We start from the raw sequence: 22,661 nt of genomic DNA on the forward strand, positions 1-22,661 counted from the left end.
GTGGCCCCGGAGCCCTGACCGGCCCGGGGTCCCCCCGCCGCTGACGCGCCCGACGCGCGCGGTGGGGCCGTACCTCCGCATCTCCTTCTGCCTTCGTCTTCCGGTCAGGGCCTTCGGCTGCCCTTTCCCCCTTTCACGGAAGACAAGGACCGCAGGCCATGGCCCGCCCCACCCAGCGTGCCCGCACGCTCTCGCAGAACTTCCTCGCCGACCGCGCGGCGGCTGAGCGCGTTGCCCGGCTCGCCTCTCCCGACAGCCGTCACCCGTCCCTCGTCCTCGAAGTGGGTGCGGGCAAGGGCGCGCTCACCGTGCCGCTCGCCCGCCGCAGCCGGGAGCTGTACGCCTACGAGATCGACACCCGGCTCGTCCCCGGGCTCCGTGCCCGCTTCTCGGACACCCCCCACGTCCGCGTCGTCGCCGGTGACTTCCTCGCCGCGCGACCCCCGCGCACACCGTTCTCCGTCGCCGGGAACGTGCCGTTCTCCCGCACGGCGGACATCGTCGACTGGTGCCTCACCACACCCGGCCTCACCGACGCCACACTGATCACACAGTTGGAGTACGCCCGCAAACGCACCGGTGACTACGGCCGCTGGACCCTGCTGACGGTCCGCACCTGGCCCCAGCACGCATGGTGGCTGGCCGGGCGGGTGAGCCGGTACGGCTTCCGGCCCGCGCCCCGCGTCGATGCCGGAATCCTCCGCATCGAACGCCGCCCCACCCCGCTGCTCGCCGGCGCCGCTCACCGGAGCTGGCGGGACCTCGTCGAACTGGGCTTCTCCGGAGTCGGCGGATCGCTGCACGCCTCCTTGCGCCGGGCCCACCCGCGGCGCCGGGTGGACGCGGCGTTCCGGGCAGCACACCTGGATCCGGGCGCGCTCGTGGGCGAGGTGTCGCCCGAGCGGTGGCTGCGGCTGCACGCGGAGCTGACCGGATGAGCGCAAATGAGTTGTACGAGACGTCTCGTCTCGCATACGCTGTGCGCATGACCAGCCCCGCTCACATCGCCATGTTCTCCATCGCCGCGCACGGCCACGTGAACCCCAGCCTGGAGGTGATCCGCGAGCTCGTCGCGCGAGGACACCGGGTGACCTACGCGATCCCGCCCGCCTTCGCGGACAAGGTCGCCGAGGCGGGCGCCGAACCCAAGCTGTGGAACAGCACGCTGCCCGGCCCCGACGCCGACCCGGAGGCGTGGGGGACCACGCTGCTGGACAACGTCGAGCCGTTCCTGAACGACGCGATCCACGCGCTCCCGCAGCTCGCCGAGGCGTACGAGGGCGACGAGCCGGACCTGATCCTGCACGACATCGCCTCCTACCCGGCCCGCGTCCTCGGCCACCGCTGGGACGTGCCCGTGGTCTCCCTCTCGCCGTGCATGGTGGCGTGGGAGGGGTACGAGAAGGAGGTCGGCGAGCCGATGTGGGAGGAGCCGCTGAAGACCGAACGCGGCCAGGCGTACTACGCCCGCTTCCACGCCTGGCTGGAGGAGAACGGGATCACCATGCACCCGGACCCGTTCGTCGGCCGCCCGGCCCGCTCCCTGGTGCTGATCCCGAAGGCGCTCCAGCCCAACGCAGACCGGGTGGACGAGAAGGCGTACACGTTCGTCGGCGCCTGCCAGGGCGACCGCACCGCCGAGGGGGAGTGGCGGCGTCCCGAGGGCGCCGGCAAGGTCGTCCTCGTCTCCCTCGGGTCGGCGTTCACGAAGCAGCCCGCCTTCTACCGTGAGTGCGTCGAGGCCTTCGCCGGGCTGCCCAACTGGCACGTGGTGCTCCAGATCGGCAGGCACGTCGACGCCGGCGAGCTGGGCGCCGTACCGGAGAACGTGGAAGTGCGGTCGTGGGTGCCGCAGTTGGCGGTCCTCCAGCAGGCCGACCTGTTCGTCACCCACGCGGGCGCCGGCGGCAGTCAGGAGGGCCTGGCCACCGCCACGCCGATGATCGCCGTGCCGCAGGCCGCGGACCAGTTCGTCAACGCGGACATGCTCCAGGGGCTCGGCGTCGCCCGGCACCTCCCCACCGAGGAGGCCACCGCCGAGGCGCTGCGCACCGCCGGCCTCGACCTCGTCGACGACCCGGAGGTGGCGGGGCGTCTGAAGGAGATCCAGACCCGGATGGCACAGGAGGGCGGCACCCGGCGGGCCGCCGACCTGATCGAGGCCGAACTGGCGGCGGCGAGAGCCTGACCGCACGGCGAGGAGAACACACCGAGGGCCCGCCGGTTCCCCCGAACCGACGGGCCCTCGGCGTCCTTGCCCCCTCGTCGAGGACACGGGCCCCTTACAACAACGTTGTTGAATAAGTCACAGGCGCGCGTAGTGGTTGAACCACGGACACCTCATCGGCGAAAGTGGCGCGCACGTCCGCCCGGCGCGCGGACCCGGCCGTCGTGCCCGCCCCCACGGGGCACGACGGCCGTTCTATGGTGTGCGCATGACGACGATGTACGCGGCGCTGCTGCGCGGGATCAACGTGGGCGGCGCGAAGAAGCTCCCGATGGCCGAGCTGCGCGCACTCCTGGAGGAGCTCGGCCACGACGCCGTACGCACCCATCTCCAGAGCGGACAGGCGGTGTTCGCGGCCGGGCACGGCGACGAGGATTCGCTGGCCGCCGAGTTGACGCGGGCGATCGAGAAGCGCTTCGGCTTCCCCGTGGACGTCATCGTCCGCGACCACGCCTACCTCGGGGCGGTCGCCGAGGCCTGCCCCTTCCCGGCCGCCGACCTGGAGCCCAAGCAGCTCCACGTCACCTACTTCTCCGCGCCGGTCGACGAGGAACGCTTCTCGCCGGTCGACCGGTCCGCCTTCCAGCCGGAGGACTTCCGCCTCGGCGACCGCGCCCTGTACCTGTACGCGCCGAACGGCCTCGGCCGCTCCAAACTCGCCGAGGCCCTGGCCAAACCACGGCTCACCAAGGGCCTGATCGCCACCACCCGCAACTGGAACACCGTCACCAAGCTCGTGGAGCTGACCGGGGCCTGAGCAAGGCAGCCGGCCTCACGCCCCCATCGCCGCCAGCACCGGCACCGGTACCCGCGCCGCCTCGTACCGTTCCAGCAGCACCCGCGCCACCTCCGGCGAGGGACCGAGGACGTCGGCCAGTACGTCCGCCCCGGCCGCGCCCCGCGCGATGCGGTCCGGCAGGAAGCCCGGGGCCAGGACGTACGGGGCGACGGCCACGCGGGCGCAGCCCAGCTCGCGCAGCTCCCGCACCGCGTCCTCGGTGCGGGGAAGGGATGCGGAGGCGAACGCAGGCCGCACGGCGCACCAACCGGTGTGCCGCCACTCCCGCGCGATTTCAGCGATCACTGCGATCGCCTCCGGGTCGGAGGACCCCGCCGAGGCCAGCACGACCCCGGTCGAGGACTTGTCGGCGGGCGTCAGGCCCGCCTCGTACAGGCGCCGTTCCAGCGCCGACAGGAGCAGGGGGGAGGGGCCGAGCACCTCCGCCTGGCGGATGCGCAGCCGCGGTGGCGCGTCCGCGAGGACCGCCGGGATGTCCGCCTTGGCGTGGAAGGCGCGGGTCAGCAGGAGGGGCAGGGCCACGACGTCCCGCACACCCTCCGTCGCCAGGGACTCCAGCACGCCCTGCACCGAGGGCACGTTGAAGTCCAAGAAGCCCGTCTCCACCCGTACGTCCGGGCGCAGCGACCTGACCCGGCGCACCAGGGCGTGCACGGTCCGGGCGTGCCGCGGGTCGCGGCTGCCGTGGGCGATGACGAGGAGGACCGGAGCGGACATGGCGCCTCTCAGCTCCTCACCAGCAGGCCGCGGCTGCGCAGCACCCACCGCTCCAGCGGACTGAAGATCAGCAGGTCGATGGCGATGCCGACGATCAGGATCAGGAGGATGGCCTCGAAGACCATGGCCATGTCGCTGGCGTTGCGGCCGTTCTCCAGGAGCTGGCCGAGGCCGATGCCCAGGTCGGGGAAGGACGCGATGATCTCGGCGGCCATGAGGGAGCGCCAGGAGAAGGCCCAGCCCTGCTTGAGGCCGGCGACGTAGCCGGGCAGCGCGGCCGGCAGGACGATGTGCCAGGTGCCCTTCAGGCCGGTGGCGCCCAGGGTGCGGCCGGCGCGGAGGAAGATCGGGGAGACCTGGTCGACGCCGGAGACGAGGCCGTTGGCGATGGAGGGCACCGCGCCGAGCAGGATGACGGCGTACATCATCGAGTTGTTCAGGCCCAGCCAGATCACGGCGGGCGGCACCCAGGCCACCGACGGCAGGGACTGGAGGCCGGACAGGATCGGGCCGATCGCCGCGCGCACGAACTTCACCCGTGCCACCAGCAGCCCCAGCGGCGTGCCGATCAGCAGCGCCAGCAGGAAGCCGGACAGGCCGCGCGAGACGCTGGTCCAGATGTAGCCGAGCAGTTCGCCCTGGAGCCACGCCTGGTGGACCACGGCCCAGACGTCGGACGGGGCGGGCAGCTTGGTGGGGTCGTCGACGATCTCGAAGGAGACCAGGCCCTGCCAGACCGCCAGGACCAGGAGCACGGCGACGGTCGGGGGCAGGATCTTCTCCACGAGGGTCCGCCGGAAGGGCGTGCGGCCCTGCTGCACCGTCTCCAGCGCGTCCAGGCCCGCCTCCAGACCGGCGAGATCGCCGCCCTCCTTCGCGGGGCGCGTCGTGTCAGTGCTGGCCATGGCGGCGGATCTCCCCACGCAGTTCTTCGGTGATCTCGACGGACAGTTCCGCGACCTCGGCGTCCTCGATGCGCCGCGGCTGCGGGATGCCGACCGTCCACTGGCGGGCGATGCGCCCCGGGCGCGAGGACAGCAGCACCACGCGCTCGGCGAGCCGGACGGCCTCGCGCACGTTGTGGGTGACGAAGAGGACGGACAGCCGTGTCTCGCGCCAGATGCGGGTCAGTTCGTCGTGCAGGACGTCGCGGGTGATGGCGTCGAGCGCGGCGAAGGGCTCGTCCATCAGCAGGAGCTTGCTCTCCTGGGCGAGTGCCCGGGCCATCGCGACCCGCTGGCGCATGCCGCCGGACAGCTCGTGCACCCGCTTGCCGTGCGCGCCCCCCAGCCGTACGAGTTCGAGGAGTTCCTCCGCCTTGCCGCGGCGCTCGGACTTGGGCACGCCGCGCAGCTTCAGGGCGAGTTCGACGTTCTTGCCGGCCGTCAGCCACGGGAACAGGGCGTGTTCCTGGAACATCAGGGCCGGACGCCCGTCCGTGGTGATCGAACCGACGCTGGGCCTGTCCAGGCCCGCCACCAGGTTCAGCAGCGTGGACTTGCCGCAGCCGGAGGCCCCCAGGAGGGTGACGAACTCGCCGGGCGCGACATCGAGGGAGATGTCGTCCAGCACGAGCTGCTGCCCCGCGGGGCCGGCGAACGACTTGGAGACATGCTCGATCCGGGCGGCGTGCGTGGCCGCCGCGGTGCCCTCGTCGGCCTTGGCGAGGGTCGTGGTCGTGGCCATGGTCGTCACCTCCTGGGGACGGGTCGGGTTCCGGGCTTACTTGACGCCGAGTCCGGCGTCGTCGACCGCGGGCTCGCCCTTGGCCTTGAGGACCTTGTTGAGCAGCGTGAGGTCGTAGATGCCGTTCAGGTCGGGCTGCTCCAGCAGGCCCGCCTCGACGGCGTGGTCGGCCTGCGCGTCGAGGGTGGCGGCCAGCGGGTCGTCGGTGAGCCGGATCGACTCCCACGCCGGGTCCAGGACGCCGGCGGGCAGGGCCTTGCCGGTGTCCTTCTCCAGCTGCGCGTTCGCCGCGGCCTTGGCGTCGTCGGGGTTGGCCTCGATCCACTCGTTGGTGTCGACCGACGCCCTCAGCACCGCCTCGACGACCTTCGGGTGCTCCTTGAGGAACTCCTGTCGCACGATGATGTTCGTGATCACGAACTTCTCGTCCGGCCATAGCGTCGACTCGTCCAGCAGCACCTTGCCGCCCTGGGCGACCAGCCGGGAGGCGGTCGGCTCCGGCACCCACGCACCGTCGACGGAACCGGACTGGAAGGCGTCCGGGGTCACCTTGTTGTCACTGCGGACGACCGTCACATCGCCCTTGCCGCTGAGCGCGTCGACCTTCCAGCCCCGCTCGGCCACCCAGTTGAGGAACGCGACGTCCTGCGTGTTGCCGAGCTGAGGGGTGGCGATGCGCTTGCCCTTGACGTCCTCCAACGACTTGATCTTGTCCGGGTTCACCACCAGCTTCACCCCGCCGGAGGCCGAACCGCCGATGATCCGCAGGTTCTTGCCCTCCGACTTGGCGTAGCCGTTGATCGCCGGCGACGGGCCGATCCAGCCGATGTCGATGGAACCGGAGTTCAGCGCCTCGATCTCGGACGGGCCCGCGCTGAAGACCGCGTACTTGGCCTCGGTGGCGCCCAGCTCCTTCTGGAAGAAGCCCTTCTGGTTGCCGACCAGCGGCGTGGCGTGCGTGATGTTGCCGAAGTACCCGACCCGGACCGAGTCGAGGCCGTCGATCTTCTCGGCCCCGGCGGCGATCTCCACGCCCCCGTCGTCCTTGGCCTGGGAGCCGTACCCGCAGCCGGCGAGGACCAGCAGCGGCAGCGCGGCGAGGACCGCCAGGGTGCGGCGCAGGGGCTTGGTGGCAGGCACGGGAGGTGTTCCTCTCGTTGGCCCGGCGCTCACGCCTGTCGGTTGGTCCGAGGTGTCAGGTCGTGGCCGGGAGATCGGCGGGTTCGCGTCTACGGCGGTGCGGGGTGAGGGCGCGCGAGCGGTGCGCGTACGTCACCTGCCACATCGCCCGACGCCGCCCTGCCCACTCCCCAGGGCGCCGCTGCCGACGCGGCCGCCCTCCTTCGCGAACGTGGCATAGAAGTCCCGGGAACCCATGGCTAGAAGTCCCACCCGTCGTCGTCCGCCCCGTCCTTGACCGGCTCCGGCGCCGCGAAGGACTCGCCGGCCATGCCCGCGGTGAGGGTGGTGCCGTCGCTCGGGTCGATCAGGATGAAGGAACCGGTGCGGCGGGAGTCGGCGTAGGAGTCGGCGGGCAGCGGCTCCGCCGTGCGGATCTTGACGCGGCCGATGTCGTTGGCGACGAGCTTCCCGGGGTGCGGGTGCAGGGACAGGTCGTCCAGCGTGAGCCGGGCCGGAATGTCCTTGACGATCGCCTTGACCGTGCGCGTGCCGTGCTTGAGGAGCACCCGGTGGCCCACGGTGAGTGGCGCGTCGGCGACGTGGCAGACCGTCGCCTCGACGTCCTGGGTGGTCTCCGGCGCGTCCTTGCTGGGCACGATCAGGTCGCCGCGCGAGACGTCGATGTCGTCCTCGAGCAGCAGCGTCACCGACTGCGGCGTCCAGGCCGCCTCGACCGGCTCGCCCAGCAGGTCGATGCCGGACACCTTCGAGGTGCGGCCCGACGGCAGGACGGTCACCTCGTCGCCGACGCGGAAGGTGCCGGCGGCGATCTGGCCCGCGTAGCCGCGGTAGTCGGGGTGCTCGGCGGTGCGCGGGCGGATCACGTACTGCACGGGCAGCCGGGCGTGGCAGTGCGCCAGGTCGTGGCTGACCGGCACCGTCTCCAGGTGCTCCAGCACCGTCGGGCCGCCGTACCAGTCCATGACCGCCGACGCCTCCACGACGTTGTCGCCGGCCAGCGCCGAGATCGGGATCGCGGTGACCTCCGGGACGCCCAGCTCGGTCGCGTACGCCGTGAACTCCTCGGCGATCGCGGCGAAGACGGACTCCTGGTAGTCGACCAGGTCCATCTTGTTGACGGCGAGGACGACGTGCGGGACGCGCAGCAGCGCGGCGATCGCGGCGTGCCGGCGGGTCTGCTCTACGACGCCGTTGCGGGCGTCGACCAGGATGACGGTCAGTTCGGCGGTGGAGGCGCCGGTGACCATGTTCCGGGTGTACTGCACGTGCCCGGGGGTGTCGGCGAGGATGAACCGGCGGCGCGGGGTGGCGAAGTAGCGGTAGGCCACGTCGATGGTGATGCCCTGCTCGCGCTCGGCCCGCAGGCCGTCGGTGAGCAGCGCGAGGTCCGGGGCGTCCTGGCCGCGGCTCGCGGAGGCGCGCTCGACGGCCTCCAGCTGGTCGGTGAGGACCGACTTGGAGTCGTGCAGGAGCCGGCCCACCAGCGTGGACTTGCCGTCGTCGACCGAGCCGGCGGTGGCGAACCGGAGCAGGGTCGTCTCCGACAGCTGCCAGACCGACAGCGGCTCGACGGGTTCCGTGGTGCTGGTCATGTCTAGAAGTACCCCTCGCGCTTGCGGTCTTCCATCGCGGCCTCGGACATCTTGTCGTCGGCGCGGGTGGCGCCGCGTTCGGTGAGCCGGGTGACGGCGATCTCGGCGATGACCTTCTCGATGGTGTCGGCGTCGGAGTCGACGGCGCCCGTGCAGGACATGTCGCCGACGGTGCGGTAGCGGACCTGCCGCTTCTCGACCGTCTCGCCGTCCTTCGGGCCGCCCCAGTCACCGGCCGTCAGCCACATGCCGGAGCGGGCGAAGACCTCGCGCTCGTGGGCGTAGTAGATCTGCGGCAGCTCGATGCCCTCGCGGGCGATGTACTGCCACACGTCCAGCTCGGTCCAGTTGGAGAGCGGGAAGACGCGCACGTGCTCGCCGGGGGCGTGCCGGCCGTTGTACAGGTTCCACAGCTCGGGGCGCTGGCGGCGCGGGTCCCACTGGGAGAACTCGTCGCGCAGCGAGAACACCCGCTCCTTGGCCCGGGCCTTCTCCTCGTCGCGGCGCCCGCCGCCGAAGACGGCGTCGAACTTCTCCGCCTGGATCTTCTCGGTCAGCGGCAGCGTCTGGAGAGGATTGCGGGTCCCGTCCGGCCGCTCGCGCAGCACCCCGCGGTCGATGTAGTCCTGCACGGAGGCCACGTGCAGGCGCAGCCCGTGCCGCTCCACCGCGCGGTCGCGGTAGTCCAGCACCTCGGGGAAGTTGTGCCCGGTGTCCACGTGCAGGAGGGAGAAGGGGACCGGCGCGGGTGCGAACGCCTTCAGCGCCAGGTGCAGCATGACGATGGAGTCCTTGCCGCCGGAGAAGAGGATCACCGGCCGCTCGAACTCGCCCGCCACCTCGCGGAAGATGTGCACGGCCTCCGATTCGAGCGCGTCGAGGTGGGAGAGGGCGTACGGGCCCGCCTTGCCCTCCTCCACCGCTGCGACGGTCGTCGTCATGCCAGTCCCCTTTCGGTGAGCAGGGCGTGGACCGCCGCGGCGGACTCCTGGACGGTCTGGTCCTGCGACTCAATGCGCAGGTCGGGCTTGACGGGCTCCTCGTACGGGTCGTCGACGCCGGTGAGCCCCGTCAGCTCCCCCGCGGCCTGCTTGGCGTACAGGCCCTTCACGTCGCGCACCGAGCACACCTCGACCGGGGTGGCGACGTGCACCTCGACGTACGCCGTGCCGTTAGCCTCGTGGCGCTCGCGCACCGCGTCCCGGCTGTCCGCGTACGGGGCGATCACCGGGACCAGCGCCGTGACGCCGTTGCGGGCGAGCAGTTCGGCGACGAAGCCGATGCGCTGCACGTTGGTGTGCCGGTCCTCGCGGCTGAAGCCGAGGCCGCGCGAGAGGAACTCGCGGATCTCGTCGCCGTCGAGGAGCTCGACGCGCCTGCCCTCCTCGCGCAGCCGCCCCGCCAGCTCGTGGGCGATGGTGGTCTTGCCGGCGCTGGGCAGGCCCGTGAGCCAGACGGTGGCTCCGGTCGTCACGTGGTTCTCCCTGGATCTCGATGGTCCGGTGGTCGTCGTCATGTCAGCCGTGCAGTCCGCACTCGGTCTTGGCGCGGCCCGCCCAGCGTCCGGCGCGGGCGTCCTCGCCCTCCAGCACACGCCGGGTGCAGGGCGCGCAGCCCACGGAGGCATAGCCGTCCATCAGCAGCGGATTGGTGAGAACGCCGTGCTCGGTGACGTACGTTTGCACATCTTCCTGTGACCACTTCGCGATGGGCGAGATCTTCACCTTGCCCCGCTTCTCGTCCCAGCCGACGACCGGCGTGCTCGCCCTGGTCTCGGACTCGTCGCGGCGCAGCCCGGTCGCCCAGGCCTGGTAGCCCTTCAGGCCCTCCTCCAGCGGCCTGACCTTGCGCAGCGCGCAGCACAGGTCCGGGTCGCGGTCGTGCAGCCTCGGGCCGTACTCGGCGTCCTGCTCGGCGACCGTCTGCCGCGGGGTGAGCGTGATGACGTTCACGTCCATCACGGCCTCGACCGCGTCCCGGGTGCCGATGGTCTCCTCGAAGTGGTAGCCGGTGTCGAGGAACACCACGTCCACGCCGGGCAGGGCGCGGGAGGCGAGGTGGGCCACGACCGCGTCCTCCATGGAGGAGGTCACGCAGAAGCGGCTGCCGAAGGTGTCCGCCGCCCACTGGAGGACCTCCAGCGCGGAGGCGTCCTCCAGCTCGCGGCCCGCCCGCTCGGCGAGCGCCTTGAGATCCTCGGTCGTACGTTCTTCCTGAACGGCCGTCATATCCGTTCCCCCTCGGTCGAGTCGGGCTGAAGACCCCGGGCCAGCAGCCCGAGGAACTTCAACTGGAAGGCGCGGTTGCACGCCGCGCATTCCCAGGCGCCGTGTCCCTGCTCGTGCGGACGCAGGTCCTCGTCGCCGCAGTACGGGCAGTGGAACGGCACGGCGCGCTCGCTCACGACAGGGCCTCCTCGGAGGCGCGGGCCGCCCAGGTGGCGAAGCGCTCGCCGTCCTCGCGTTCGGCCTGGTAGCGCGTGAGGACCCGCTCCACGTAGTCCGGCAGCTCCTCGGCGGTGACCTTCAGGCCGCGCACCTTGCGGCCGAAGCCGGGCTCCAGGCCGAGCGCGCCGCCCAGGTGCACCTGGTAGCCCTCGACCTGCTCGCCCCGCTCGTTCAGCACCAGCTGGCCCTTGAGACCGATGTCCGCGGTCTGGATGCGGGCACAGGCGTTGGGGCAGCCGTTGAGGTTGATGGTGAGCGGCTCGTCGAACTCGGGGAGCCGGCGCTCCAGCTCGTCGATCAGCGAGGCGCCGCGCGCCTTGGTCTCGACGATGGCGAGCTTGCAGAACTCGATGCCGGTGCAGGCCATGGTGCCGCGCCGGAAGGTGGAGGGCCGGGCGGTGAGGTCCAGCGCCTCCAGGGACTCGACCAGCGAGTCGACCCGGTCCTGCTCGACGTCGAGGATGATCATCTTCTGCTCGACGGTGGTGCGGACCCGGCCCGAGCCGTGCGCCTCCGCGAGGTCGGCGACCTTCGTCAGGGTGGTGCCGTCGACGCGGCCGACGCGCGGGGCGAAGCCGACGTAGTAGCGGCCGTCCTTCTGCCGGTGCACACCGATGTGGTCGCGCCAGCGGCTGGTCGGGTCGGCGGGCGCCGGGCCGTCGGTCAGCTTCCGCTTCAGGTACTCGTCCTCCAGCACCTGCCGGAACTTCTCCGCGCCCCAGTCGGCGACCAGGAACTTCAGGCGGGCCCGGTTGCGCAGCCGCCGGTAGCCGTAGTCGCGGAAGATGGCGATGACGCCCTCGTAGACGTCGGGCACGTCCTCGATCGGCACCCAGGCGCCCAGGCGCACGCCCAGCTTCGGGTTGGTGGACAGGCCGCCGCCGACCCACAGGTCGAAGCCCGGCCCGTGCTCGGGGTGCTGGACACCGACGAACGCCACGTCGTTGATCTCGTGCACCACGTCCAGCACCGGCGACCCGGAGATCGCGGTCTTGAACTTCCGCGGGAGGTTCGAGTACGCCGGGTTGTTGAGCACCCGGCGCTTCATCTCCTCCAGGGCCGGCGTGCCGTCGATGATCTCGTCCTCGGCGATGCCCGCGACCGGGGAGCCGATCATCACGCGGGGCGTGTCGCCGCAGGCGGTGACCGTGGACAGGCCGACGCCCTCCAGGCGGTCCCAGATCTCGGGCACGTCCTCGATGCGGATCCAGTGGTACTGGACGTTCTGCCGGTCGGTGATGTCGGCGGTGCCGCGCGCGAACTCCTGCGAGATCTCGCCGATGACGCGCAGCTGCGCGGTGGTCAGCGCGCCGCCGTCGACGCGGACCCGCAGCATGAAGTAGCTGTCGTCCAGCTCCTCCGGCTCCAGGACGGCCGTCTTCCCGCCGTCGATGCCCTGCTTGCGCTGGGTGTACAGACCCCACCAGCGCATGCGTCCGCGCAGGTCGCTGGGGTCGATCGAGTCGAAACCACGCTTGGAGTAGATCGTCTCAATACGTGTCCGCACATTGAGACCATCGTCGTCCTTCTTGACCTGCTCGTTCCCGTTGAGCGGGGTGAAGTGACCGGCCGCCCACTGACCCTCGCCGCGGTGACGGCTCACCTTGCGGCGGGGGGTCGCGGCAGCGGAATTCGGCGGCGTGGCGGCCATGGGTGACACGTCCTTCGGGACAGGCGGAAAGCGGCTCTGACCTGCGCATATGAGCGCACGAGTAGGGTGCGCTTCATTGCGCGGGAATGAGGCGAAGAAAGAAGATCCGGTAGTGCTGGAGGGTGCTCTCAGCGGACCGGACAGATGGCGCTGGACATGCGGCCGAGGTCGACGTGCCGCCGACTCACCAAGGCAATTCCAGTTCCAGGCATGACGGAAGACTGGCACGGCGATCTGGACACAGTCCAGCTTAATCCAAAATGCGGACACCCTTGTCCCGTAGAGTGAGACAAGGGTGCCGTGGGGCACATGTGGGGCCGTGCGGCCCGGTGGGGCGGTCGGTCAGGCGGGGAAGGCTCCGGGCCAGGGACCCGGCGTGGCCACGTCGGGCTCCTCCTCGACCTTCGTGTCGAACAGGCGGAAGCCCCGGCGCTGGTAGTTGTCCATCGCGAACTCGCCGTCCTTGCTGCACGTGTGCAGCCACACCCGCTTGGTCGTGGCCAGTCCCGGCCAGCGTTCCGCCAGGTCCCAGGCCCGGGCGGTGCCGTACGAGAGCAGGTGTCCGCCGACGCGCCGGCCCCGGAAGGCCGGGAGCAGGCCGAAGTACTCGATCTCCACGACGCCGTCGTCCCCGGGCGTCAGCTCCACGTACCCGGCGGGTGTGCCGCGGTCGTAGGCGACCCAGGTCTCCACGCCGGGCCGCTCCAGGTGCTCCCGCCACCGCGCGTGGCTCCAGCCGAGCCGGTCCGTCCAGCGGATGTCCCCGCCCACCGAGGCGTACAGGAAGCGGCTGAACTCGGGGGAGGGCACCTCGGAGCGGACGATCCGGACGTCCCCCTCCGGGGCGGCGGCCGGCAGCAGATCGGTCGGCGCCGTCTGCTCCAGGGACCAGGTGGTCACGGCGATGTTGGTCATGCCGGTCAGGGAATCATCAGCCCCGCGGATCTGTCGATCCCCGCCCGGTCGCATCCGCCGGCCGCATCCGGGGAGGGCCTTGGGGCCCGACGGCCTCAGTCCAGCGCGTCCTCGATCGACCGGAGCGGCAGCGCGAACAGCATCCGGCCCGACTGCGACCAGACCTCACCGGTCTCGGCCCAGTACGACAGGGAGCCCGCCGGTCCGCTCCAGCAGCGCTGCGAACCGTCCGCGCCGCACTCCACGGCCCGGGCGCCCTCGGTGTCCTGGCGCCACAGGGTGCCGCGCCCGTCCGTCCCGTCGTCCCCGCCGGCCGCGCGGCCCAGGTACCAGTCGGCGCGCGCCGCACCGGCCGGACGGTACGACAGCACGCCGCCCACCTCGGCCGCCCCGGTCTCGTACGCCTCCACCGGGTCGACGTGTCCGGCGGAGTCGGCGTCCGGCAGTCCGGTGCGCGCCGGGTCCGTGCTGAGGTCGTAGCGCCACAGCCGGGTGGGACGGTCGCCGTCCGCGGGCACCCGCTCGCTCGCCACCAGGCTGTCGGGGACCGTGCCGCGGTCGAGCGAGATCGCGCCGGGACGCGCGGCGCCGGAGGAGTCGGGGAGCCGGTACGAGGCGACGGCGGGCAGCACGTACGGGTGGCCGGCCGCCGCCCAGCCGCCGGGCACCCGGCCTACGGCGAGGGCGTCGGTCGTGGTGCGCTGGATCCGGTCCACGTCGTACACGAACAGCGCGTCGCGGCCGCCGGTGCCGGCGGTGACGAGCAGCTTGTCCTGGTACCAGACCATGCCGGAGACGGGGGAGGCCAGCCCCCGGTAGTCGAGTCCGCCGTCGACCGGGACGGCGAGGAGCGCCGAGGTGTAGGTGAGGTGGTCGGGGTCGTCGGCGTCGACGAAGGAGACCCGGGCCAGACCGCCCTCGGGTGTGCCGTCGTCGCGGGACCAGGCGGAGAGGATGACCCGGTGGGCGCCCCAGCGGCCGTCGTCGTCGGCGTCCCCCGAGGTGGTGACCGCGCCGGGACTCCAGCCCTCGGTGTCGGCCTCCTCCCAGCAGTAGGCGCGGGTGGCGGCGGGGGAGACCGGCAGTGCCTCCCGTTCCCCGGTGGTGCAGTCGGCGGCGTCGCGCAGGGTGTGGTCGGCGGAGCCGAGGACGGCGCCGACGCCCACCGGCTCGCCCATCGCGGTGGAGAGGCGGTCGAGCCAGGGGCGCGGCACGTGGTGTTCGGTGAGCCGCAGGTCGGCGGTCTCGGCGGCGGAGGTGAGGGGGTTCAGGGTGCCCGGGTCGTCGGCCACGGTGGCCTGCGAGGCGCTGATCATCGTGGCGGCGCCCGTGAGCGCGAGGGCCGCGCCGGCCAGGGCCGCGCGCAGCGCCTTGCCCCGCCTGCGCCGGCGGTGTCTGCCGCGATGCTTCATGAAACCTCCACAGGCACCGTCCAACTGTGCTCGACGGTGGCCGCGTTGACCGAGGAGCAGATGGGGCGGTCCCCAGAGGATGCTACGACAGACGGACGGCCCGGCGGACGTGGACGCTGCAAATATGCGAGAACGGTACCGATCCGTCCCTGCCGTGGGCCGGTGGGGCGTGCGCGCGGGGCGGTGAAGGCCACGCGCCGGTGGAGGCGGGGCGGCCGGTGGCGGGAGGCCCGCGGCGGCGCGGACCGGTCCCGCGGACGGGCGGCCGCCGGGCGAAGCGCCGGACGCGTCACCCGGTGGGGCGCCCGGCGTGGAGTGGTGGGCGGCGGCCGCCGCCCGTTCAGGGCACCGACGCCGCCCCCCGGCGTTGTGCCACCGCCGGTGCGGTCGAGTGGGGGAGCAGGTCCCCCGGGGCGGCCGGGAGGACGACCTCCACCTCCACGTCTTCGCAGAAACGATACGGCCGGTGTTCCAGGTACGCCCCGAGGTACCTCCTGACCCGCGACATCTCCGCCCGTACGGTCACCGTGCGGGCCGGGTCGCCGAACATGTCCTCGGCCAGCTCCGCGGCACTGCGCCCGGTGCGGTGGACGGCCAGCAGGTACAGCAACTCGGCGTGCCGGGGACTCAGTTCCCGCACCCAGTCCTCCGCGCCCCCCAGTACCCGCACCGACCACCGGCGCGGCTGCGAGAGGTCCAGCGCGATCCGGGCCCCCTCCTGCCCCGCCGGTTCCCCGGCCGCCCGCAGCAGCCAGCCCTCGCCGAGCGGCTCCACCGTGCACGCCCCGAAAGCCGGCAGCCACCGCGGCCCGGCCGCCGGGGACTTGGGCAGCACCACCCGGTCCAGGTGCGGCATCCCCGTCACCGCCGCCGTCCAGCCGTCCCGGTCGGCCACCAGTGCCCGCCCCTCCAGCCGCGCCAGCACCGGGGCGGCCACCGTGCGCAGCCGCTCCAGCGACCGCACGTGCAACTCCCGCAGCCGGGCCTCGGCGAGCTTGGCCACCGAGTCCACCCACGCGAGCGTCGCCGGGTGCATCGTCTCCAGCGGCCCGCTCACGTCGACCACCCCGAGCAGCCGGCCGCTGCGCGGATCGGTGATCGGCGCCCCGGCACAGGTCCAGGTGGCCTGGGACCGTACGAAGTGCTCGGAGGCGAAGACCTGGACGGGCCGCCGGGTGACCGCCGGCGTGCCCACGCCGTTGGTGCCCACGACTTCCTCCCGCCAGTCCGCGCCGAGTTCGAAGCCGAGCCCGTCGGCCCGGCGCAGCACCCGCGCGCTGCCCTCCCGCCACAGCACCCGCCCCTCGTCGTCGGCGACGACCATGATGTGGTGCGCGACGTCCGCGACCGCCAGCAGCCCCTCCCGCAGCACCGGCAGCACGTGCCGCAGCGGCGAGGCCTCCCGGCGCCGCCGCACCTCGTCCGGGGACAGCAGCCCGGCACGGAAGTCGTGCTCCGGATCGACGCCGCTGCGCAGCATCCGGTCCCAGGACTGCTCGATCACGGGACGCGGCGCCACCGGGGCCCGTCCGCCGGAGAGTCTCGCGGAGCGGACCTCGCTGAGCACGCGCGCCGCGCGTGTCGTGTCGACGGCGGCGAACTGCGTCACGTCCATCGGCGAGAGCCCCACTGGTCCCCGTCCTCCCGGAAGTCGGATGTTCGTCTCATAATGACCGCTTGCCCGGGACGGAAGGGCACAGTCCGCACACAGCCGGAAGCAAGTTGCAACCCCTTGCAACCCTGGTGGCCCGCTGTACCGGTGCCCAAACTTGGAACACGTCGCCCCGAGCGGCGTACTCGGCCTGAACGGGCCTGTGTGGCGGGGGTGGTGCCGTGTCGGCGCAGCACCACCCCCGCACCGAAGACTCAGCTCACCGGACGGGCCCGCTCCACCACCGACGCCAGGTCCAGCGTCGGCGGCAGCGTGCCGAAGGCCGCGCCCCCGTCGCCGCCCAGCCGCCCGGCGCAGAACGCGTCGGCGACCTCCGGTGGCGCGTACCGCACCAGCAGCGCCCCTTGGAGCACCAGCGCCAGCCGCTCCGCCAGCCGCCGCGCCCGCCCCTCGGCGGCGCCGAGATCGGCCAGCTCCGTCAGCAGTCCCCGGATCGCCGCGTCCAGGCGGTGGTCGGCGCCGCGCGCCAGGCCCACCTCCGTCAGGTAGGCGTCCATCGCCGCCGGTTCCCGCCCCAGGGCCCGCAGCACGTCCAGTGCCTGCACGTTCCCGGCGCCCTCCCAGATCGAGTTCAGCGGCGACTCGCGCACCAGCCGGGGCATCCCGGACTCCTCGACGTACCCGTTGCCGCCCAGGCACTCGGCGGCCTCCACCGCGACCGGGGCGCACCGCTTGGTCACCCAGTACTTCGCCGCCGGCACCGCCAGCCGCAGCAGCGCCCGCTCCCGCTCGTCACCGCCCTCCGCCGCGTCGTGCGCCGCCGCCAGCCGCATCCCGAGCGTGGTGGCCGCCTCCGACTCGATCGCGAGGTCCGCGAGCACGTTGCGCATCAGCGGCTGGTCGGCCAGTTTCGCGCCGAAGGCCTCCCGGTACACGCCGTGGTGCACCGCCTGCGCCACCGCCTGCCGCATCAGACCCGCCGACCCCAGCACGCAGTCCAGCCGGGTCGCCGCCACCATCCCGGTGATCGTGCCCACCCCGCGCCCCTCCTCGCCGACCCGGCGCGCCCAGGTCCCGGCGAACTCGACCTCGGCGGAGGCGTTGGACCGGTTGCCCAGTTTGTCCTTGAGCCGCTGGATCAGGAACACGTTGCGGCTGCCGTCCGCCAGGACGCGCGGCACCAGGAAACAGGTCAGCCCTCCCGGCGCCCGCGCCAGCACCAGGAAACCGTCCGACATCGGCGCCGAGCAGAACCACTTGTGCCCGGTCAGCTCGTACGTGCCGTCCTCGGCCAGCGGCCGCGCGGAGGTGGTGTTCGCCCGGACGTCGCTGCCGCCCTGCTTCTCCGTCATGCCCATCCCGAACAGCGCCCCGGCCTTCAGACGGGCCGGCCGCAGCTCCCGGTCGTAGACGCGCGAGGTCAGCCGCGGCTCCCACTCGGCGGCCAGCGCCGGATCGGTGCGCAGGGCCGGCACGGCGGCGTGGGTCATCGACAGCGGGCAGCCGTTGCCCGCCTCGACCTGCGTCCACATGACGAAACCGGCGGCGCGCCGCACGTGCCCGCCCGGCCGGGACCAGGCCGCCGTCAGCCCCGCCGAGACGCCCTTGCCCAGCAGCCGGTGCCAGGCCGGGTGGAAGTCCACCTCGTCGACGCGGTGGCCGTAACGGTCGTGCGTACGCAGCACCGGCGGGTTGTCGTTCGCCTGCGCGCCCCACTCCTGGCTCTGAGCCGACCCGCAGCCGCGCCCCAGGCCCGACAGCTCCGCCACCGCCTCCTCGCGCAGCTCCGGAGCCAGATGCCGCTCGACCGCGGCCGTCAGGGCCCGGTCGGCGGTGAAGACGTCGTAGCCGGTCAGCGGCGGCGCCTGATTCGTCACGGTGTGGGTACTGCCTGCCATGACCGTGAACCTACCGTGCCGCGGATCCGCACGGAGCCGTCACCGGCAGGAGGGCGTCCGCGGATGAGTGCGACCCTCCGCGGCGGATACCTTTAGGGCGTGCAGCCAGCAAGTGAATCCCCCGAACGGCCCTCCGGCCGGCTCCATCGCGCCCGGGTCCTGTACCGGAACGTCTCCAAACGCAGGACCGCCTGGCTGCTCCTCAAGGACACCGTCAACTCGTGCATGGAGTACCGCATCCTCGGCCTGGCGGCGGAGGCGGCGTTCTTCACCCTCCTGTCGGTGCCGCCCCTGCTGCTGAGCCTCCTCGGACTGCTCGGCTACGTCGACGCCTGGATCGGCGCCGACACCACCGAGAGCCTGCGCACCAACATCCTGGACGCCTCCCGCGCGGTGCTCTCCGAGAAGGGCGTCGAGCAGATCACCGAGCCGATCCTGGACGACGTGATGAAGGGCGGACGGCCCGACGTCATCTCCCTCGGCTTCCTGTTCGCCCTGTGGTCGGGCTCCCGCGCGGTGAACGTCTTCATCGACACGATCACCGTGATGTACGGCCTCGACGGCGTCCGCGGCATCGTCAAGACCCGCCTGATGGCGTTCCTGCTCTTCCTCGTCGCCCTGCTGATCGGGTCGGTGGCGCTGCCGCTGATGGTGGCCGGCCCGGACGCCGTGGTGCGCATCGTGCCGTGGTCGACGACGGTGGTCCAGGTCCTGTACTGGCCCGTCGTCATCATCCTGTCCATCGCCTTCCTGACCACGCTCTACCACGTGTCCGTGCCGGTGCGCTCCCCGTGGATCGAGGACGTGCCCGGTGCGCTGGTCGCCCTCGCCATGTGGGTGCTCGGCAGCTTCCTGCTGCGCATCTACCTCACCAACACCGTCGAGGGCCCCACGATCTACGGCTCCCTGGCCGCGCCCGTCGCCGTGCTGCTGTGGATCGGCGTGTCCGCCTTCGCGGTGCTCGTCGGCGCGGCGGTCAACGCGGCCATCGACCGGGTCTGGCCGGCCGCCTCCACCGCGGCCGCCCGTGAGGCCAACGAGCGGCTGCGCCAGGCCCAGGTCGCCGAGTACGTGGCCCGGGCCGCCGCCAGCGGCGAGTCGGACCCCGACATGCCCTCCGAGTTCCCGGAACGCTGGTCCCGCTTCCTGCCCCCGGAGGACGTCACCTCCCGCCTGCGCACCCACGTGAAGCACACGCCGCCCGCCAATCACAGCCACCACCACGACCACGGCCGTGACAAGCCGGAGGCCTCGTAGCGGGCCCCATGCCTACGCCCCGCCGGACGCCGCCGGGGCCCACACCCCCGCCTCCGCGCCTTCCCGCACGAACCGGCCGAAGTCCCTCGGCTCCCGGCCCAGCACCTCCTGGACGCCGTCCGACAGCCGGGCGTTGCGGCCGTCGAGCAGCGTGCCGAACAGGTCCACGAGGAACGCGGCCTCCTCCTCCGGCACCCCGAACCCGGCCAGGTTCGCCCCGTACTCCCGCGGCGGCGTGTACCGGTACGTCAGTGCCCGCCCCGTCGCCTTCGCGATCTCGGCGACCGCCTCGCCGAAGGAGAGCAGCCGCGGCCCCGACACCTCCAGCACCCGGCCGGCGTACCGGTCGCCGGAGGTCAGCGCGGCCACCACCACGTCCGCGACGTCCCGCAGGTCCACGAACGGCTCCCCGGCCTCCCCGGCCGGGAACACCAGCTCCCCGTGCTGCCGCAGCTCCTCGGCCAGCGGCCCCTCGCTGAAGTTCTGCGCGAACCACGCGGCCCGCACCACCGTCCACTCGGCGCCCGCCCCGGCCAGCGCCTCCTCGGCGGGCCGCGCCTGGTCCTCGCCCCGCGCCGACAGCAGCACCAGCCGCCGCACGCCGAGCCCGGCCGCCTCCCGCGCCAGCGCCCCGACCGCGTCCGCGGCCTCCGGGTCGCCGACGTCGGTGGGGTACGCGAGGTAGGCCGCGTCGGCGCCGCGCAGGGCGTCCGCCCAGGTCGACCGGGACCGCCAGTCGAACCCGGTCGCCCGGGACGCCGCCCGCACGCTCAGCCCGGCCGCCCGCGCCGCCTCGGCGACCCGCCGCCCGGTACGGCCGGTGGCGCCCGTGACCACGACCGTCATGCCCTTCGTACCCTCAGTGCCCTTGTGTGTGCCCGTCTCCGTCATGCCCCCAGTCAACGGCCGCTCGCCGGGCCTGCCCATCGCCGAAGGGCTCACGGGCATACGCGTGCGTCCACGCCGTGACCAGGGCCTGTCCGGCGGATCATGCCGCAGACGCGGGGGCTGGCACGCCCATCTGCGGCGTTGTCGTCGGTCGCCGACTCCCCCACGCTCGACTGCGCTCGCGCGGGGGGACCCCCATCGCGTCGACTCCCTCCTCCGCCTTGCAGCTGGACGCACCAGCCCCCGCTCACCTGCACTGGTCAGGCGCCGTCGCTTTCCTGCGACCTGCTCCGCCGGACAGGCCCTACGCTGTGGCGCCATGGACGCACTCGCCGGCCTGCTCGAAGGACCCCGCGCCCGTGGCGCGTTCATGATCCGCGCCTGCTTCGACCCGCCGTGGGCCGTCCGCGTCGAGGACCGGGCGCCGCTCACGGTGATGCTGATGGTGCGCGGCGACGCGTGGGTGGTCCCGGACACGGGGGAGCGGGTGCGCCTGCGCGCCGGCGACCTCGCCATCGCCCGCGGCCCCGACCCGTACACCTGCGCCGACGACCCCGCTACCGCGCCCCAGGCGGTGATCCTGCCGGGCGGCGAGTGCAGCTACCCCGACGGACGTCCGCTCAACGGTTCGATGGACCTGGGCGTACGGACCTGGGGCGACCGCGCCGACGGCGAGGCGGTGCTGCTCATCGGCACCTACCTGGTGCGCGGCGAGATCGGCGGCCGGCTCCTCGATGCCCTGCCCCCGCTGCTGTCCCTCACCTCGGACCAGTGGGAGTGCCCCCTGACGCCCCTGCTGATGACCGAGGTCACGCGCGACGAACCCGGCCAGGAGGTCGTCCTCGACCGGCTCCTCGACCTCCTCGTCATCGCCGCGCTGCGATCCTGGTTCGCCGGCCCGCGGGCCGAGCCGCCCGCCTGGTACCGGGCGCTCGGGGACCCGGTCGTCGGCAGGGCGCTGCGCCTGCTCCAGGCCGACCCCGCGCACCCCTGGACGGTGGCGTCCCTCGCCGCGAAGGCCGGAGTCTCCCGCGCCGCGCTCGCCCGGCGCTTCACCGACCTGGTGGGCGAGCCCCCGATGGCGTACCTCACCGGCTGGCGGCTGGCGCTCGCCGCCGACCGGCTGCGCGACACCGACGACACGCTCGGCGCGATCGCCCGCCAGGTCGGCTACGGCGGCGCGTTCGCCCTGTCCACGGCGTTCAAGCGGGTGTACGGCGTCAGCCCGCAGGAGTACCGCGCGCCGGCGGCGTAGCCTGGCACGCGTGTACGCGGAACGGGCATCCCGGCTGACCGGCGCGGTGGTATGGACCAACACCCCGACCGTGCCCGGCTCCGGACGGGTCCTGCCCGACGGCTGCATGGACCTGCTCTGGCACGACGGCCGGCTGCTGGTCGCCGGTCCCGACACCCGCGCCCACGTCACCACGGGCTCCGCCGGCCCCTGGGCAGGCGTCCGCTTCCACCCCGGCACCGCCCCCGCCCTCCTCGGCGTCCCCGCCCCGGAACTGCGCGACCGCCGCGTCGACCTCACCGACCTCTGGCCCGCCGCCCGCGTCCGGCGCCTGACCGCGCGGGTGAACGCGGCCCCCGACCCGGCGACCGGCCTGGAGGAGGCGGCACTGTCGGCGGCGGCCGACGCCGGCCCCCACGACCCGCTCCCGCGCCGGATCGTGGCCGCCCTCGACGCGGGCCGCCCGGTCGCCGCCACCGCCGACCGACTGGGCCTGAGCGCACGCCAGTTGCACCGCCGCTCCCTGGCCGCCTTCGGCTACGGCCCCAAGACGCTGGCCCGCGTGCTGCGGCTCCAGCGCGCCCTCGCCCTGGCCCGCGCGGGCCTGCCCCTCGCCGAGACGGCCACCCGGTCCGGTTACGCCGACCAGGCGCACCTGGCCCGGGACGTACGGGAGTTGACGGGACTGCCGCCCGGTGAACTACTCGCCGGGCGCGGCTAGCGGCGCGAACAGATCCACCCCGTGGCCGTCCGGGTCGCCCACGACGGCGTACCGCTGCCCCCAGGGGGCGTCCCAGGGCTCCCGCTCGCCGTGGCAGCCGGCGCCGGTCAACTCCTTGTAGAGGGCGTCCACCTCGGCGGGCGTGTCGCACAGCAGGGCGAGCGAGTGCCGCCCGCCACCGGCCGGCGGCTCCCACCCCGGGGTGAAGGAACGTACGGACTCCTCGGTGTCGAGCATCAGCCGGATGCCGCCCGGCAGGCCGGCCTCGGCGTGCGGCTCGCGCTCAGCGTCCTCGGGGAAGGCGAAACCGAGCCGGCGGTAGAAGGTCACGGACGCGGCCATGTCGGAGACGACGAGGCCGATGGCGTTGAATCGTGCGGTCATGGCGTCACCGTAGGCAGGGCGGCCGGGAGCCGTCTTGAAGGAATCGGACACGGCAGCGGCCGTGGGCGTGGGCGTGCG

General features: G+C 73.0%; 23 protein-coding genes. 6 read left to right on the forward strand and 17 right to left on the reverse strand.

What is annotated here, in order from left to right; genetic code table 11:
• Positions 1 to 158: 158 nt before the first annotated feature.
• From erm(O) to AMK11_RS33780, 3 genes are all read left to right on the forward strand, one after another.
• Positions 159 to 938 (forward strand): 23S rRNA (adenine(2058)-N(6))-methyltransferase Erm(O), encoded by a 780-nt coding sequence (gene erm(O) / locus AMK11_RS33770; RefSeq protein WP_073731937.1) that lies wholly within the window; start codon positions 159 to 161, stop codon positions 936 to 938.
• Entirely contained in the window at positions 935 to 2,188 is a 1,254-nt protein-coding gene (locus AMK11_RS33775; RefSeq protein ID WP_073731938.1) for a glycosyltransferase, read from the forward strand. The genes erm(O) and AMK11_RS33775 overlap by 4 nt, the downstream gene beginning before the upstream one ends.
• 247 nt (positions 2,189 to 2,435) lie before the next feature.
• Positions 2,436 to 2,984 carry a DUF1697 domain-containing protein gene (locus AMK11_RS33780; RefSeq protein ID WP_073731939.1) on the forward strand — a complete coding sequence of 183 codons (549 nt, stop codon included), beginning with the start codon at positions 2,436 to 2,438 and terminating at the stop codon, positions 2,982 to 2,984.
• A gap of 15 nt (positions 2,985 to 2,999) precedes the next feature.
• On the opposite strand, the gene AMK11_RS33785 is transcribed toward AMK11_RS33780, so the two are convergent.
• The 15 genes from AMK11_RS33785 to AMK11_RS33855 all read right to left on the reverse strand — a co-directional run bounded on the left by AMK11_RS33785 (position 3,000) and on the right by AMK11_RS33855 (position 18,099).
• Complete coding sequence (locus AMK11_RS33785) at positions 3,000 to 3,743, reverse strand: sirohydrochlorin chelatase (protein ID WP_073731940.1); 744 nt, start codon at positions 3,741 to 3,743, stop codon at positions 3,000 to 3,002.
• 8 nt (positions 3,744 to 3,751) lie between these two features.
• Positions 3,752 to 4,648, reverse strand: coding sequence for an ABC transporter permease (locus AMK11_RS33790; protein WP_073731941.1), 897 nt, complete (start codon positions 4,646 to 4,648; stop codon positions 3,752 to 3,754).
• Positions 4,635 to 5,429, reverse strand: coding sequence for an ABC transporter ATP-binding protein (locus AMK11_RS33795; RefSeq protein WP_073731942.1), 795 nt, complete (start codon positions 5,427 to 5,429; stop codon positions 4,635 to 4,637). The genes AMK11_RS33790 and AMK11_RS33795 overlap by 14 nt, the downstream gene beginning before the upstream one ends.
• 36 nt (positions 5,430 to 5,465) lie before the next feature.
• On the reverse strand, positions 5,466 to 6,569 hold the full coding sequence (locus AMK11_RS33800; RefSeq protein WP_073731943.1) for an aliphatic sulfonate ABC transporter substrate-binding protein: 1,104 nt from the start codon (positions 6,567 to 6,569) through the stop codon (positions 5,466 to 5,468).
• Between the two features lie 239 nt (positions 6,570 to 6,808).
• A complete protein-coding gene (locus AMK11_RS33810) occupies positions 6,809 to 8,164 on the reverse strand; it encodes a sulfate adenylyltransferase subunit 1 (protein WP_073731945.1) in 1,356 nt (451 codons plus the stop codon).
• Between the two features lie 2 nt (positions 8,165 to 8,166).
• Positions 8,167 to 9,105: a sulfate adenylyltransferase subunit CysD gene (gene cysD, locus AMK11_RS33815; protein ID WP_073731946.1), complete on the reverse strand. Its 939-nt coding sequence runs from the start codon at positions 9,103 to 9,105 to the stop codon at positions 8,167 to 8,169.
• Positions 9,102 to 9,638, reverse strand: a complete 537-nt coding sequence (gene cysC, locus AMK11_RS33820) for an adenylyl-sulfate kinase (RefSeq protein ID WP_043378475.1) — start codon at positions 9,636 to 9,638, stop codon at positions 9,102 to 9,104. The genes cysD and cysC overlap by 4 nt, the downstream gene beginning before the upstream one ends.
• Positions 9,639 to 9,681: 43 nt before the next feature.
• Positions 9,682 to 10,392 carry a phosphoadenylyl-sulfate reductase gene (locus AMK11_RS33825; protein ID WP_073731947.1) on the reverse strand — a complete coding sequence of 237 codons (711 nt, stop codon included), beginning with the start codon at positions 10,390 to 10,392 and terminating at the stop codon, positions 9,682 to 9,684.
• The gene (locus AMK11_RS33830) at positions 10,389 to 10,568 is read right to left on the reverse strand and encodes a hypothetical protein (protein WP_073731948.1); all 180 of its coding nucleotides are present in this window, start codon (positions 10,566 to 10,568) and stop codon (positions 10,389 to 10,391) included. The genes AMK11_RS33825 and AMK11_RS33830 overlap by 4 nt, the downstream gene beginning before the upstream one ends.
• Positions 10,565 to 12,262 carry a sulfite reductase SirA gene (gene sirA / locus AMK11_RS33835; RefSeq protein WP_073731949.1) on the reverse strand — a complete coding sequence of 566 codons (1,698 nt, stop codon included), beginning with the start codon at positions 12,260 to 12,262 and terminating at the stop codon, positions 10,565 to 10,567. The genes AMK11_RS33830 and sirA overlap by 4 nt, the downstream gene beginning before the upstream one ends.
• Before the next feature lie 128 nt (positions 12,263 to 12,390).
• A complete protein-coding gene (locus AMK11_RS39295; RefSeq protein WP_443333932.1) occupies positions 12,391 to 12,573 on the reverse strand; it encodes a putative leader peptide in 183 nt (60 codons plus the stop codon).
• Between the two features lie 31 nt (positions 12,574 to 12,604).
• Positions 12,605 to 13,177 carry a GNAT family N-acetyltransferase gene (locus tag AMK11_RS33840; RefSeq protein ID WP_073731950.1) on the reverse strand — a complete coding sequence of 191 codons (573 nt, stop codon included), beginning with the start codon at positions 13,175 to 13,177 and terminating at the stop codon, positions 12,605 to 12,607.
• A gap of 95 nt (positions 13,178 to 13,272) precedes the next feature.
• Positions 13,273 to 14,589, reverse strand: a complete 1,317-nt coding sequence (locus AMK11_RS33845; RefSeq protein ID WP_073731951.1) for a hypothetical protein — start codon at positions 14,587 to 14,589, stop codon at positions 13,273 to 13,275.
• 340 nt (positions 14,590 to 14,929) lie between these two features.
• Positions 14,930 to 16,219 carry a helix-turn-helix domain-containing protein gene (locus tag AMK11_RS33850; RefSeq protein WP_073731952.1) on the reverse strand — a complete coding sequence of 430 codons (1,290 nt, stop codon included), beginning with the start codon at positions 16,217 to 16,219 and terminating at the stop codon, positions 14,930 to 14,932.
• A gap of 236 nt (positions 16,220 to 16,455) precedes the next feature.
• Positions 16,456 to 18,099 carry an acyl-CoA dehydrogenase family protein gene (locus AMK11_RS33855; RefSeq protein ID WP_073731953.1) on the reverse strand — a complete coding sequence of 548 codons (1,644 nt, stop codon included), beginning with the start codon at positions 18,097 to 18,099 and terminating at the stop codon, positions 16,456 to 16,458.
• A 99-nt stretch (positions 18,100 to 18,198) separates the two neighbouring features.
• On the opposite strand from AMK11_RS33855, the gene AMK11_RS33860 reads away from it, so the two are divergent.
• Positions 18,199 to 19,356, forward strand: coding sequence for a YihY/virulence factor BrkB family protein (locus AMK11_RS33860; protein WP_073731954.1), 1,158 nt, complete (start codon positions 18,199 to 18,201; stop codon positions 19,354 to 19,356).
• A 12-nt stretch (positions 19,357 to 19,368) separates the two neighbouring features.
• Here the strand turns inward: AMK11_RS33860 and AMK11_RS33865 are convergent, their stop codons facing one another.
• Entirely contained in the window at positions 19,369 to 20,202 is an 834-nt protein-coding gene (locus tag AMK11_RS33865) for an NmrA family NAD(P)-binding protein (RefSeq protein WP_079187870.1), read from the reverse strand.
• 361 nt (positions 20,203 to 20,563) lie between these two features.
• On the opposite strand from AMK11_RS33865, the gene AMK11_RS33870 reads away from it, so the two are divergent.
• Positions 20,564 to 21,499 (forward strand): AraC family transcriptional regulator, encoded by a 936-nt coding sequence (locus AMK11_RS33870; RefSeq protein ID WP_073731956.1) that lies wholly within the window; start codon positions 20,564 to 20,566, stop codon positions 21,497 to 21,499.
• A 10-nt stretch (positions 21,500 to 21,509) separates the two neighbouring features.
• A complete protein-coding gene (locus AMK11_RS33875; RefSeq protein WP_073731957.1) occupies positions 21,510 to 22,199 on the forward strand; it encodes a helix-turn-helix transcriptional regulator in 690 nt (229 codons plus the stop codon).
• On the opposite strand, the gene AMK11_RS33880 is transcribed toward AMK11_RS33875, so the two are convergent.
• Positions 22,179 to 22,583, reverse strand: coding sequence for a VOC family protein (locus AMK11_RS33880; protein ID WP_079187854.1), 405 nt, complete (start codon positions 22,581 to 22,583; stop codon positions 22,179 to 22,181). The genes AMK11_RS33875 and AMK11_RS33880 overlap by 21 nt on opposite strands.
• Between the last annotated feature and the right edge of the window lie 78 nt (positions 22,584 to 22,661).

Source organism: Streptomyces sp. CB02414 (genome assembly GCF_001905385.1).
Classification (GTDB): Bacteria; Actinomycetota; Actinomycetes; order Streptomycetales; family Streptomycetaceae; genus Streptomyces.

What these genes read in the sequence shown, in the direction of transcription:
- AMK11_RS33775 (WP_073731938.1), top strand. Translation starts at nt 935, where the DNA reads ATGAGCGCAAATGAGTTGTACGAGACGTCTCGTCTCGCATACGCTGTG.
- AMK11_RS33780 (WP_073731939.1), top strand. Translation starts at nt 2,436, where the DNA reads ATGACGACGATGTACGCGGCGCTGCTGCGCGGGATCAACGTGGGCGGC.
- AMK11_RS33785 (WP_073731940.1), bottom strand. Translation starts at nt 3,743, where the DNA reads ATGTCCGCTCCGGTCCTCCTCGTCATCGCCCACGGCAGCCGCGACCCG.
- AMK11_RS33790 (WP_073731941.1), bottom strand. Translation starts at nt 4,648, where the DNA reads ATGGCCAGCACTGACACGACGCGCCCCGCGAAGGAGGGCGGCGATCTC.
- AMK11_RS33795 (WP_073731942.1), bottom strand. Translation starts at nt 5,429, where the DNA reads ATGGCCACGACCACGACCCTCGCCAAGGCCGACGAGGGCACCGCGGCG.
- AMK11_RS33810 (WP_073731945.1), bottom strand. Translation starts at nt 8,164, where the DNA reads ATGACCAGCACCACGGAACCCGTCGAGCCGCTGTCGGTCTGGCAGCTG.
- cysD (WP_073731946.1), bottom strand. Translation starts at nt 9,105, where the DNA reads ATGACGACGACCGTCGCAGCGGTGGAGGAGGGCAAGGCGGGCCCGTAC.
- AMK11_RS33825 (WP_073731947.1), bottom strand. Translation starts at nt 10,392, where the DNA reads ATGACGGCCGTTCAGGAAGAACGTACGACCGAGGATCTCAAGGCGCTC.
- sirA (WP_073731949.1), bottom strand. Translation starts at nt 12,262, where the DNA reads ATGGCCGCCACGCCGCCGAATTCCGCTGCCGCGACCCCCCGCCGCAAG.
- AMK11_RS39295 (WP_443333932.1), bottom strand. Translation starts at nt 12,573, where the DNA reads ATGTGCCCCACGGCACCCTTGTCTCACTCTACGGGACAAGGGTGTCCG.
- AMK11_RS33840 (WP_073731950.1), bottom strand. Translation starts at nt 13,177, where the DNA reads ATGACCAACATCGCCGTGACCACCTGGTCCCTGGAGCAGACGGCGCCG.
- AMK11_RS33845 (WP_073731951.1), bottom strand. Translation starts at nt 14,589, where the DNA reads ATGAAGCATCGCGGCAGACACCGCCGGCGCAGGCGGGGCAAGGCGCTG.
- AMK11_RS33855 (WP_073731953.1), bottom strand. Translation starts at nt 18,099, where the DNA reads ATGGCAGGCAGTACCCACACCGTGACGAATCAGGCGCCGCCGCTGACC.
- AMK11_RS33865 (WP_079187870.1), bottom strand. Translation starts at nt 20,202, where the DNA reads ATGACGGTCGTGGTCACGGGCGCCACCGGCCGTACCGGGCGGCGGGTC.
- AMK11_RS33870 (WP_073731956.1), top strand. Translation starts at nt 20,564, where the DNA reads ATGGACGCACTCGCCGGCCTGCTCGAAGGACCCCGCGCCCGTGGCGCG.
- AMK11_RS33880 (WP_079187854.1), bottom strand. Translation starts at nt 22,583, where the DNA reads ATGACCGCACGATTCAACGCCATCGGCCTCGTCGTCTCCGACATGGCC.